Source organism: Pseudomonas sp. 20P_3.2_Bac5 (assembly GCF_025466035.1).
Taxonomy (GTDB): domain Bacteria; phylum Pseudomonadota; class Gammaproteobacteria; order Pseudomonadales; family Pseudomonadaceae; genus Aquipseudomonas.
Window position 1 is genome coordinate 86,768 of record NZ_JANLOA010000068.1, and the last position, 12,045, is coordinate 98,812.

13 protein-coding genes are annotated in these 12,045 nt (G+C 59.6%); 5 read left to right on the forward strand and 8 right to left on the reverse strand.

The genetic code is table 11. From position 1 onward, the window contains the following. Window positions 1-88 precede the first annotated feature (88 nt). The 3 genes from NTD88_RS12850 (at window position 89) to NTD88_RS12860 (ending at window position 3,312) form a co-directional block, all read left to right on the forward strand. The gene (locus NTD88_RS12850) at window positions 89-1,402 is read left to right on the forward strand and encodes a glycosyltransferase (RefSeq protein WP_262155316.1); all 1,314 of its coding nucleotides are present in this window, start codon (window positions 89-91) and stop codon (window positions 1,400-1,402) included. A gap of 90 nt (window positions 1,403-1,492) precedes the next feature. Next, entirely contained in the window at window positions 1,493-2,614 is a 1,122-nt protein-coding gene (locus NTD88_RS12855) for a DegT/DnrJ/EryC1/StrS family aminotransferase (protein WP_262155317.1), read from the forward strand. After that, window positions 2,611-3,312, forward strand: a complete 702-nt coding sequence (locus NTD88_RS12860) for a WbqC family protein (protein ID WP_262155318.1) — start codon at window positions 2,611-2,613, stop codon at window positions 3,310-3,312. The genes NTD88_RS12855 and NTD88_RS12860 overlap by 4 nt, the downstream gene beginning before the upstream one ends. A gap of 3 nt (window positions 3,313-3,315) precedes the next feature. Here the strand turns inward: NTD88_RS12860 and NTD88_RS12865 are convergent, their stop codons facing one another. From NTD88_RS12865 to NTD88_RS12885, 5 genes are read right to left on the reverse strand one after another with little or no spacing between them, the layout of a single operon-like run. Further along, a complete protein-coding gene (locus tag NTD88_RS12865; RefSeq protein ID WP_262155319.1) occupies window positions 3,316-4,041 on the reverse strand; it encodes a class I SAM-dependent methyltransferase in 726 nt (241 codons plus the stop codon). A gap of 2 nt (window positions 4,042-4,043) precedes the next feature. Continuing rightward, window positions 4,044-4,823: a phytanoyl-CoA dioxygenase family protein gene (locus NTD88_RS12870; RefSeq protein WP_262155320.1), complete on the reverse strand. Its 780-nt coding sequence runs from the start codon at window positions 4,821-4,823 to the stop codon at window positions 4,044-4,046. 8 nt (window positions 4,824-4,831) lie between these two features. Further along, the gene (locus NTD88_RS12875) at window positions 4,832-5,611 is read right to left on the reverse strand and encodes a class I SAM-dependent methyltransferase (RefSeq protein WP_262155321.1); all 780 of its coding nucleotides are present in this window, start codon (window positions 5,609-5,611) and stop codon (window positions 4,832-4,834) included. Next, window positions 5,604-6,527 carry a hypothetical protein gene (locus tag NTD88_RS12880; RefSeq protein WP_262155322.1) on the reverse strand — a complete coding sequence of 308 codons (924 nt, stop codon included), beginning with the start codon at window positions 6,525-6,527 and terminating at the stop codon, window positions 5,604-5,606. The genes NTD88_RS12875 and NTD88_RS12880 overlap by 8 nt, the downstream gene beginning before the upstream one ends. A gap of 3 nt (window positions 6,528-6,530) precedes the next feature. Continuing rightward, the gene (locus NTD88_RS12885; RefSeq protein WP_095153933.1) at window positions 6,531-7,187 is read right to left on the reverse strand and encodes an acetyltransferase; all 657 of its coding nucleotides are present in this window, start codon (window positions 7,185-7,187) and stop codon (window positions 6,531-6,533) included. A gap of 116 nt (window positions 7,188-7,303) precedes the next feature. On the opposite strand from NTD88_RS12885, the gene NTD88_RS12890 reads away from it, so the two are divergent. Both NTD88_RS12890 and NTD88_RS12895 read left to right on the forward strand, forming a co-directional pair. Next, the gene (locus NTD88_RS12890) at window positions 7,304-8,149 is read left to right on the forward strand and encodes a phytanoyl-CoA dioxygenase family protein (protein WP_262155323.1); all 846 of its coding nucleotides are present in this window, start codon (window positions 7,304-7,306) and stop codon (window positions 8,147-8,149) included. Next, a complete protein-coding gene (locus NTD88_RS12895; RefSeq protein ID WP_262155324.1) occupies window positions 8,149-8,988 on the forward strand; it encodes a hypothetical protein in 840 nt (279 codons plus the stop codon). Before NTD88_RS12890 ends, NTD88_RS12895 begins: the two co-directional genes overlap by 1 nt. Before the next feature lie 244 nt (window positions 8,989-9,232). Here the strand turns inward: NTD88_RS12895 and NTD88_RS12900 are convergent, their stop codons facing one another. The 3 genes from NTD88_RS12900 to NTD88_RS12910 all read right to left on the reverse strand — a co-directional run bounded on the left by NTD88_RS12900 (window position 9,233) and on the right by NTD88_RS12910 (window position 11,775). Next, on the reverse strand, window positions 9,233-9,637 hold the full coding sequence (locus tag NTD88_RS12900) for a hypothetical protein (RefSeq protein WP_262155325.1): 405 nt from the start codon (window positions 9,635-9,637) through the stop codon (window positions 9,233-9,235). A 207-nt stretch (window positions 9,638-9,844) separates the two neighbouring features. Then, entirely contained in the window at window positions 9,845-10,702 is an 858-nt protein-coding gene (locus NTD88_RS12905) for a DMT family transporter (RefSeq protein WP_262155326.1), read from the reverse strand. Continuing rightward, the gene (locus tag NTD88_RS12910; protein WP_218241202.1) at window positions 10,699-11,775 is read right to left on the reverse strand and encodes an NAD/NADP-dependent octopine/nopaline dehydrogenase family protein; all 1,077 of its coding nucleotides are present in this window, start codon (window positions 11,773-11,775) and stop codon (window positions 10,699-10,701) included. Before NTD88_RS12910 ends, NTD88_RS12905 begins: the two co-directional genes overlap by 4 nt. Window positions 11,776-12,045: the final 270 nt, after the last annotated feature.

Sequence of the window (12,045 nt, forward strand, 5' to 3'; positions counted from 1 at the left end):
GCTGCCGACACAGTGATTACCGCCTTCCCGTGAAAGCAGCCACGGGTCCAGGCCTTTGAACACCACGCCCAAATTCGAAGCGATGACTATGCACCCTATTTACCTGAACCTCGGTTGCGCCGATCACCCACGCCAGGGCTTCTTCAATATCGACCTGGACGCACCGGGCGCGGACCTGCACCTCGAACAGGGCAAGGCCCTGCCGTGGGAGCGCGGCACGGTTCCGGGTATCTACAGTGCCCATCTGCTCGAACGCCTCGGCCGCAACCAGGGCATTCGCCTGCTGCATGAGTGCCGCCGGGTGCTGCAACCGGGCGGAGTGATCCGCCTGGTCACCACCGACCTCAAGGCCCTGATCGACGATTACCTCAGCGACCGCCCCGATCCCTCGGCACCGGGCATCGGCCGCGGCGAACGCCTCAACAACGCCTTGCGCCAGCAGGCCTGGACCTACGACGAAGCGGAACTGACGCGGATCTGCAAGATGGTCGGCCTGGAGCCGCTGACGGTTACCGCGCCAGGCGCGAGCAGCGACCCGGCCCTCAGCGGCCTGGAATCCGCCGCGCCGGGGCAACTGGTGCTGGAGTTCCGCAAGCCACTGCGCCAGTTGGCCGCGGACGCCGAGCCACTGGTCAGCATCGTCATGCCGACCTACAAGACCCAACACCTGCACCAGGCCCTGGAAAGCGCGCTGAACCAGACCTACCGGAACCTGGAAATCCTCGTCTGCGACGACTGCCCCACCGATGCCATCGAAACCATCACCGCCGAGTACGGCAAGTTCGACCCGCGCATCCGCTACGTGCGCAACCCGGACGCCGGCAAGGACATCGGCCGCCTCAACCATGTGCTCTGCATGAACGAGGCCCGCGGCGAGTTCATCAAGTTCCTCAACGACGATGACCTGCTCGATCCCGAATGCGTGGAGCGGATGATCAAGAGCTTCAGTGACTACCCGGATATCACCCTGGTGACCTCCAAGCGCCAGCGCATCGACGAGTACGACGCGCCACTGCCGGATATCGCCGCGACCCAGGCGCCGGTGGCCGCTGACTCGATGATCGAAGGGCTGTCGCTGGGCACCGCGCTGATGCTGTCGCAGATCAACTTCGTCGGCGAGCCGAGCACGGTGATGTTCAGGCGCGATGACATGATCGAGGTCACCCCGGACTTCATGTCGGTGGACGAGCAACCCATCGCCTGGGCCTCGGACGTGGCGATCTTCCTCAACCTCGCGTTGAAGGGCAACACGGTGTACCTGACCCAGCCCTTGAGCAGCTTCCGCATTCACGGCGAGCAGTGCCAGGTGTTGTACGGCGCCGCGGCTCAGGGCGAATCGCGGCGGTGCTGGGAAATCATGCGCAGCTTCTGGGCCCGCCATGAATTCGACAAAGCGCTCTGAACATCCCGGGCCATGCACGGCTCTGACGAAAGACAGGTCGACCGGCACACGCCGGCAACCACGGAAAACCATCATGACGATGCGCAGCCTATGAGCGACAGGGAACCGATTTTCGTGACCCAGCCCGCGCTTCCCGACCTGGAAGCCTTCATTCCCTACCTGCGGGAGATCTGGGACCGGCGCATGCTGACCAACGGCGGCCCGGTGCACCAGCGCCTCGAAGCCGCCCTGTGCGAGTACCTCGGTGTCGAGCACCTCTCGTTGTTCTGCAACGGCACTCAGGCACTGATTACCGCGGTGCAGGCGGCGGGGCTCAGCGGCGAAGTGATCACCACGCCCTACTCCTTCGTCGCCACGGCGCACTCCCTACTGTGGAACAACCTCAAGCCGGTGTTCGTCGATATCGACCCCGACACGCTCAACCTCGACCCGGCGCGGATCGAAGCCGCGATTACCGACAAGACCACGGCGATCATGCCAGTGCACTGCTACGGCCATCCGTGCGACAGCGGAGCGATTCGCCAGATCGCCGAGCGCCACGGCCTCAAGGTGATCTACGACGCCGCCCACGCCTTCGGTGTTCGCGACGATGCCGGCAGCCTGCTGCGGCACGGCGACCTGTCGGTGCTGAGTTTCCACGCCACCAAGGTCTTCAGCACCTTCGAAGGCGGCGCCATCGTCTGCCCCGACGAGGCGACCAAACGTTATATCGACCAGTTGAAGAACTTCGGGCTGTCCCGCGACGGCAGCACGGTGGAACACACCGGCAGCAACGGCAAGATGAGCGAAATCCACGCCGCCTTCGGCCTGCTGCAACTGGAGCATCTGGACGCGGCGCTGGACAAGCGCCGGCAGATCGACCAGCGCTACCGCAATGGCCTCGCCGGTGTCCCGGGCATCCGCTGCATCGATGGGGTCGGCGAACACACCGGCAACCAGGCCTATTTCCCGATCCTGGTGGAACCGGCCTATCCGCTGGCGCGGGACGCCCTGTTCGAACACCTCGCCGCCCACAACATCCATGGCCGGCGTTACTTCCAGCCGCTGATCAGCAGCCTGCCGATGTACTGCGACGCACCTTCGGCCAGCCCCGCCAACCTGCCAGTGGCCAACCGGGTGGTGGAACAGGTGATCTGCCTGCCGATCTATCCGAACCTGGAACACGAAACGGTGGACTTCATCGTCAGCCTTATCGCCGGAGCCGCTGCATGACCGCACTGGCGATCATGCAGCCGTACCTGTTTCCCTACATCGGCTACTGGCAACTCCTGCACGCGTCGGACTGCTTCGTGGTCTACGACGACGTGAACTACATCAACCGTGGCTGGATCAACCGCAACCGGATCCTCATCAACGACGAGCCGGGCCTGATCACCCTGCCGCTGCTGCAGGCCTCGCAGAACCGCAAGATCCGCGACATCGAAATCGCACCCGCCGGGCAATGGCAACGGCGCCTGCTGCGCAGCATCGAAATGGCCTACCGCAAGGCGCCCTGTTTCGACGAGGTGTTTCCGCTGATCGAGCAGATCCTCAGCCACGAGGACAGCAACCTGGCCGGATTCCTTACCCACCAGTTGCGCACCCTCGCCGGCTTCATGGGCCTGGAAACGCGGATCGTGTCCAGTAGCCAGATCTACCAAAACAGCCAGTTGGCGGCGCAGGCGCGGATCCTCGATATCTGTCGCCAGGAGCAGGCCACGACCTATATCAACGCCCAGGGCGGGCGCGCATTGTATGACCCGGCGGCGTTCACCGAAGCGGGCATCGACCTGCGCTTCATCGCCATGCGCGCGCTGCCCTACCGGCAGCGCGGCGAAGGCTTCACGCCGTACCTGTCGATCATCGATGCGTTGATGGAAGTCGGACCGGAAGGCATCAGGCCGCACCTGGCGGCCTTCGATTACCTCTGAGGTTCAGGCCTCACAGACCACGAAGACACTCGCGGTGAGGTCGGGGTACTTCATCCCCAGCTTGTAGCAGCCATCGAAGAACCCATCGTCGATGATGCCGGCGCGGTAGGCCGCGTCGAACTGGAAGTTGGCCAGCGGCTTGAACAGGATGCCGCCACGCTGCGGCACCTGGAAACCGGCTTGCAGCGCTTCGTGTTCGAGGGTGTCGAGGCTGTAGGTGCAACGGTGGCCGTGCGTGCGCTCGCCCTCGGTGACCGCGGCGTTGAAATCGATCATGCCCATGCCCACCGCAATCTGCCGCGACGCCGCGTTGGCGTTGGGCACCACGATGAACAGCCGGCCACCCGGCGCCAGCCACTGGCGGATTTTCTTCAGCACCGGCTGCGGCTCGGTCAGGTGTTCGAGGGTGTGGATCAGGAAAATATTGTCGTAACGCTGCTCCAGTTCGACCTCTTCGAACTGGCCGAGAATGAACGTCGCGCGCTCGCCGACATTGGTCCGGGCGATCTCGATCAGGTCCGAAGCGCCTTCGATCACCGTGACGTCATCAAAGACCTGCAGCAGCTTCTTGGTGAACTCGCCGTGATAACAGCCCATCTCCAACGCATTGCCAGGGCGGAAATGGCAAGCCAGCGCCTTGATCATGTAGTTGCGGTGGATGTAGTCGAAGTCGTAGGCGTACAGGCGGTTTTCCGTGTCCTGGTACTCGGTGTTCAGATCGCGTGACATGGTCAGCCCTGGTTGGAGTGGTACATGCGCTTGGCCGGCGGCTGATACCACTCGTCCAGCGTGGCGGGCACCCGCGCGTTGTAGCCGATGACCTGGCGCAGCGTCTCGTCGAAGTCCGGGCCGCGGTCATAACCCAGCGCTCGCGGGTAGTCGAACTGCTGCTTCATGAACGGTTTGGAAAACATCGGCGTGACCGAGCGACGCACCACATCGGTTTCATTGCTGCCACCGGCATGCCAGACGTTGGAGTTGAACATCAGGATGCTGCCGGCCGGCGCGATGGCCTGCTCGGCATGCGCCTTGAAATACTCGTCGCTCGGTTTGGCCTCGGCCTTGTGCGAGCCGGAGAGCATCCACGTCGCGCCGTTGTCGGCGGTGAAATCGTCGAGCATCACCAGAGTATTCAGCAGCAGCGTGGTTTCCCCGGAGTAGGAGCGGATATCGCGGTGCACCCGCTGCGCGTAAGACACGCTGTCGCGGGTGTTAATGGCGCCACCGAAGGAATTGAGGATGAACTGGCCGCCGAAGTGACGCTCGATGAAAGCGTAGATCGGGTAGGCCTTCAGGCAATCCAGAAAGCTGTCGAACTGGCCGACCAGGTGGTGCACCGTGTAGCTGGTGTCCTGGTCGATGCCGTTCTTGATCTGGTAGTCGCGACAGATGGCGTAGGCCTTGTGGATGTCATCACTCATCTGCTCAACGATGGCGAGGGAGATGGCCTTTTCAAAAATGACCCAACCCTGTTCTGCCATCCGCTGGTCGAACTCCTCAATGGAAATCATGGCTGTCCTTACTTGATCGTGACGATGCACTTGGAGGGGTAAAGCTCACACTTCTCTAACGTGTATTCACCGGGCTGGAACACTTCCTTGAAAGCCAGGGCCTCGCCCGGCGATTCCGGCCAGGTCAGTTCGTCCATCAACAGAACGCTGCCCGAGACCAGGTGCGGCTTGACCGCCTTCAACGCGGCCAGGGTCGGTTCGTACAGGCCCATGTCGAAATAGGCGAAAGCAACGATCGCCGAGGCGTTGGTCTTGAAGTACTCCGGCGCGGTCTGGCACACATCGCCGGCGACCAGCGAATGAACACCGCGCTTGTGCCCGAGCACGTTATTGCCTTCGTGTACCTGCAGCAGTTCGTTCAGGTAATCCTTGTAGGTGGCCTCGGTGGAATAGGAGTTCTCGATCCACACGCCACTTTCCTTGCGGTCTTTTTCGCCCGGCGCGGAATAGCCTTCGAACGTATCGAAACCAACGATCTGCCGTTGCTTGTTGAATGGCTCGTACATCGCGCGCAGGTTTTCCAGCAATACGAGATTGTGGCCGTACCAGGTGCCGAACTCGCAGATCATCCCGGGGATGTGCTTGAAGCGCTTGTACAGGTCACTAAGCACGATGAACTTCACCAACACCGAACTGCGGGTATACAAGCCGATATTGAACAGCAGGTCGTCATCGGACAGCGGGCTGTTGAGAAACATGTCACGCAACTTGTCGCGGAACGCGTACTGCAGGTCCGACGCGGTGGATTCGAGTTTGTAGACGTCGTCTTGAATATTCGGATTACTCATCATCACTCCACAGCGCCAGGCCGAAGCCGCTGGTGCCGAAACGGTTGCCGTTGTACAGCATGTATTTGTTGCCGCCGGTCTCGAAAATGAACGGGTAGCAAGTCATCAGCGAGTCCCAACCCTCTTGCGACGGTGGAATGCCATCGTCATCGAAGCGGGTCCAGGTCTTGCCGTCGACGGATTCGGCGTAGCGAATTCGGTAAGAGCCGGCGCCGTTGCGGTAGTCCTCGGACGCCCGGGAACAGAACCACATCTTGAACAGGCCGTCTTCCTTGATCACGCACGGACGGGAGAACGCCTCGGTCTCGAAACGCGACGCCAGGCACTGCTGCGGGAAACGGGTGTATTCGTAACCGTCCTTCGACTCGGCGTACTTGATCACGTACAGCGGCTCGTACTTGCCGTTGACCTCCAGCCAGCGGGTGCCGGAGACGTACCACATCTTCCACAGCCCCTCGTCGTACAGCACGGTGGGCGTCACGGCCAGGTAAGGCTCGGTGGCGGTACGGTCCATGATCGGGCCTTCGAACAGCTTCTCGAAGTGCAGCCCGTCGTCATCGGAGACCGCAACGCCCATGGCATTGTGGTACGGCACCGTCAGACGCTGGTTCCAGCCGCTGTAGTACAGGTAGGTACGACCGTCCTTCTTCACCGCGTAGCTGGGCATCACCCCTTCGTCGTCGAAGGTGCCGGGCAGGCCGAAACCGAGGCACGGCTCGCGGTGGCGGGCGACGACCTTGCGCGGGTCCTGCTTGTCCAGGTCGACCGCGTAACACAGGCTTTTCCCCGCGGCATTGCGGGTGGAAATGAACACCCGTATGACATCGTCCAGCACCAGTGCCGTCGGCACCTGGGCATGGGAGCCGACCCAGTCGATATCGGGATCGAAGGTTCTACCGAGTTTTTTCCAGGCCATGTTCTAAAAATCCAGTTCCTGACTGCTTTTGACCGCCCGCGCGGGCGCGCCGATATACAACTGCCAGGGTTGCGTGTCTTTGGAAATCAATGCGCCCATGGCGACACAGGTGCCTTCGCCAATGGTGCAGTTGTTGGTGATGGTCGCGTTGACCCCGAACCATGAATACGCGTTGACCAGACAGTGCCCGGAGAGGACCACATGGGAGGCGAAGAACACATGGTCCTTGATCTCGCCATGGTGACCAATGTGGTTGCCACTCCACATCACCACGTTGTTGCCGATCGTCGTGAACGGTTGCAGGGTGTTGTCTTCGAGGATGAAGCAGTTCTCGCCGATGACATTGTCATTGACCGTGGCATTCGGGCTGACATACGAAATGAAGTCATAGCCCTTGTCCTTGCCCTGGATATAGACCGACTCGCGCAGACGGTTCATCTTGCGTCCGGTCATGGGGGCGAAGAGCTTGTATTCGGTACTCGGAAAATAGTCCTGGAGGGATTCGAACGGCACTACCGGCAGCCCTTCGAACAACTTCGACTCCGGGATATAGCGCTCATTCACGGTGAACGCGACGACTTCCACCGTAGGGTCTTTTTTCAGGTAGTAGTGCGCCAGTTGCGCGGTATCCAGAACCCCGAAAATCACAACTTTCTGCATCGTGGTCTCCAAGGTCTTCAAAAATGAGTCAGGTCAAAAGGGCCTGTGTAACGGGCTGTGTATACTGCGCCCACCTTAACATTGTCACTGGTGTAACGAGATAGGACTCCGGGCAGATGGGCAAGATTCTTGATCAAGGTCAAATCCGCTTTTACAAGGAAAACGGCTATCTGGTGGCGGAGGATATTTTCGACCCGCGGCACCTCGATGAAACGCTGGAGCACTTCAACCTTTCGTTCGCCCAACAACTGGAGCGCCTGTCGCTGCCCATCGCGAGCGGGCCGACCCTGGATGCATTGCATCGGAACATGGCCGCTCTGCTGAGCGCGAGCATTCCGCTGTACCTTGCCACCCTGCGCATGTGCTCGAAACTCTATGGTGTCTATCGCCTGATGGCGGCCGAGCGTCTGCGCGATGCCACCGCCGATCTGGGCATCAGCACCCCGTTGTTCCAGACCACCCCGGTGTTGCACCTGATGTCGAAACGACTGGTTATCCCCGGCGGCTACCAGGGCTTCGATGTCCATCAGGACTGGACCTCGGTACAAGGCAGCTTGGACACTATCACCACCTGGATTCCGTTCATGGACATCGACGCCAGGCTGTTCACCATGGAAGTCATTCCGAAAAGCCATTTGCAGGGGCTGCTCAGCGGCACCCAGGAACAACATGTGCTGCGGGTCGATGACCGGCATTTCAACGACGAAGACTTCATACCTGTCTGTGTCGGCAAGGGCGGCGTGTGCTTGATGTCGAATTTCACCATTCATCGCTCTTCCCGCGAAGGTGACGAGCGGATCCGCATCTCCATCAGCGGCCGCTACGAGAATGCCAGCGAACCGACATTCATCGAGCGCGAGTATCCCTTCACCCAGCACAAGTCGATGCAACGTGGTTTCATTACCGAGCATTTCCCGAGCGTCGAACATGTGCGCGATACCTATTCCACCGAGAAAAGCTGATGGACAACAGCAATCCCTTTCCAGCACTGATCGCTTATTTCGCCGCCAAGCGGGCGATGTTCCAACAGGAAAAACACAGCATCACCCGTCTCGCCCTCGGGTCCTCCCACGGCGACTTCGCGTTCGATCCAGCGTATTGCCCCGGCGCGTTCAACCTGTGCAGCCGCTCCCAGGATTTTCGCCACTCCCTCGCGCTTTACCAGTACGCCGCCAGCCAGGCACCAAGCCTGGATACGCTGATCGTTTTCTACTCACTCTTCTCGCCGGGCAACGTGCTGGAGCAGTCACCCAGCGAAAAGACCCTGGCACCGCTGATGAACGAAGTGTTCCGGCTTGGGCAACGCTATGACGATACGCAACTGATGGAGATTGCTGCCCAACTGGAAGGCAGGTTGGAGGCAATCGACGACACACTCGGCGGGAAGTCCGGTTTTTTGCCGCAACACCAGAAAGGCTTCATGCCAGCAGACTACAGCGTGCAACAGCGGGTCGAGGATCACCTGCGGCTCAACCGCAAGGAAGATGGCAATCAGTACCTGGCTCAGTTGCTGATGCTGGCCGCCGAACGCGGTCACCGGGTGCTCCTGGTGATTCCACCGATGCACCGCGATTACCAGGCCGTCGCCGGCCCGGACTCGCCCCATCTGTTCCGCGGCGCGTTCGAATTGCAGCAGCTGATGGACTGCCTGCGCCCCGGCTTCAACATGAACATCCTCGACTGCTACGCCGACGCTGACTTCGTCGACGAACACTTTGGCGACTACGACCATCTGCTACCCGAGGGCGATGGTGCCCCGCTCCTGTCGACGAAGATCGCTCAGAGCATCACGACGTCCTGATCGACGTACGGTAGCCGGGTATGGCTGGACAAGTCGCCGGCCTGCAGCGCCGCCCGCTCAGGCGATGCGATACACGGGAGTGGAGTCGGGGAGATTCGCCGGACAATGCGCAAACGCCAAGTGATGTTTGGCTGATGCTGGGCGGGCACGCACCGTGGAGCGGCGCAGTGTGGACTGTAACCTCAACCGTCATGTGCAGAGCATGTTCACCCGCCTGCACATGAACGGCATTACCGATTACTTGTTAGCTGGCCGTTTGAATCAATATCACTGCCGTTCCTGTGTTATTGGAGCAACCGTCATCACCAATATAGGCATAGAGCGTCATGTTGGCTTGTGGCACATCGACCACAGACGGGTTGGCCGTGACCAAAGCCCCCCACCGCGCGCTCCCCCAGCCCTGCAAGAACACCGTATCAGCCAGGCAGCCTCCCGACAGATCGCCGTTTGAACAACTCATGCTGTTCGATACCAGCGAAAAAACATAGCGACCCGGAGCAAGCTGAATTTTTACCGGCGTGCCATGTGTTACCGGGCCAAACGGACTGGAAAGGCAATTGCTATTAGCGTCGATTGTGACAGAGGTAGCAGCCACACACGCCAAAGGAGCGGCGAAGACGAGTGCTGCCGCGAGAAGCTTTGCGTACATTAATTACATCCTTTCAAAAAATGTAGGTGATGGGTAATTCCATCAAGCGGAACATCATGATTCCGGCGTTGACCAGCAACTGGCTGACTTGTCGGTGAGTAACCCTCATCAGCACAGGAGCTGCGCTAATTTATCGCAGCGGACAGGGGAATGAAAAGCAAGGTTTCGGTGAACCGGCGTTTTTCAACGAGGTCTTCCCGCACTCAGTCAGGCTCCAACTTTGCGCTCGCGCAGGGTCAGCCAGGTCGTCGCGCCGACGATTACCGCGATGCCCAGCAGCTCATTGCCAGCCGGAACATCGGCCCAGACCAGGAATCCGATCAGGCTGGCAAAGACCAGGGTCGAGTACTCGAAGGGTGCTATCAGTGTGGCGGGCGCATTCTGGTAGGCGAACGTCAGCAGAATCTGCGCCGCGCCGCCCAGCAACCCGATCGCCACCAGCACCGGCAACTCCTCCAGGGAAGGCACGACGCTGTCGAACCATAGCGACAACGCCCCCGCTACAGCCCCGAACACCGTGAAGTAAAACGCCACCGCACTGCCCTTTTCTTCACCGGACATGGTGCGGATGGAAAGCAGGGCGGCGGCCGTGGCCACAGCGCCCGCCAGAGCGATCAGCACACCCGGCTCGACACTGCCCGCGCCCGGCAGCACGATGAGATAGACACCGAGAAAACCGCACAGCAAAGACAGCCATCTGCCACGGCTGACCGACTCGCCGAGAAACAACATTGCAAACAGGCCGATGAACAGAGGCGCCGTGTACGTCAGCGCGGTGGCCGTGGCCAATGGCAACAAACCCACCGCGGCGAAACAGAGCACCTGCGAAGCGGTGCCGAAGGTACAGCGGCGCAAATGTGCCCCGACATTGCGGGTACGCAGAGCACCCCACTCCCCGAGCCAGTGGATCAACAGGAGGATAGGGATCAAGGCGAACAGATTACGTACGAACAGGATCTGTCCCACCGGATAATCCTGTCCCAGGCCCTTGATCAAGCCGTATATCCCGGCAATCAACAGCGCTGAAACCAGCTTGCAGATAATCGCGCGCCTGACCGCACTCATAGCGCTGCGCTTTCCGCTCCAACACTGGCGAGAATGTCGTCCCGCGAGACGTTCTCCAGGCCAAGAGCGCGAAGATTACGGCCTTGGGCCAGGTAATCGGTGTTGTTGACCGCGGAGGCCAGCCGAATGATCGAGCCAATCATCGAACAGTCCACCCCAATCTGCTGACCCAACTCGAACCAGGGCACCAGCACATAGGGAACATCCTGGGAAACGAAGCGATGACGCATATGGTCCGGCGCCATGTGCAAGGCATTGTGCTCAGGCGAATTACTGGCGAACTCGTTGAAACTGGTGAATGAACGGCCATAAAAACCATTGAGAATGTCCACCACTGAGCGGGTGTGCAGACCAAAACCACGTGCGATACCTTGCCGCTCCTGATCGAGTTGTTCGGCCACCTTGCCGACCGAGGCCGATATACCTTCCCGGTAGAAGTAGAAGTTTCCGCCAGAAGTTTCGATCCAGCCCGCGTTCATTAACGCCGGTACCGGATGAATGACACCGGTAACGCAGGAGAGCCCGATTTCCAGCACATTGTCCCGCCAGTCCAGTGGCATCGGAAATAACGCCTCGATATCGCGCCGGACAGTTGCATCAAGCGCCACCGGCAGGGAAGCGACGGGAAGAAGCTTCTTTATTCCCGTAATACGCACATGGCCGCCATCAAAGCGCGAGGCATAGGGAGATGTACTGGTTTCAATGATTGCCCTGGCATTCAGTTTGCCTCGTGCGACGAGACTAAAGAAGTTGCCGGTAATACAAATGACAACATGCCGGCTCAAATCGAATTCAGCCAATTCATCGATGATGGTCATATGGCCATAAGCAGGAACAGTAACAACAAGATAGCGGGAGAACGCCAGGGCCTCGGCCATGGACGTGCTCAACCGCGGCTGAACACGACTATCGGGCGCCAAGGACGAGGTCAATCCACCTGCGGCCTCGATACTATCGAGATTGCCACTGTGTTGTGGATGCGCATATAACAGCGTATCAATATCGCGATGGGAGAGATCTGCGACAAAGGCACAGCCACAGTGTCCTGCGCCGAGAATGGAAACAGCAGTCATTTCATTATTCCTCTGGAAATGGATTCGGCGGCCATTAGGTTCTTTTGCATACAAAAGAACAACTCAACATTGGTAATCCAATATTTCCGAATCAATAAGAAACCAGAATAACAACCCGCGACACGTAAGTTATTTCACCCACTAAAAAACATTCGACAGAACCTTCCAGACTCCAAGTATCGCCACCATTACGTGAGCATTACATTACTGTTATGGCGGAGTTCGGATAGCGACAATTCCGCCAAGAAGGAAATCACGATTTGACGACCT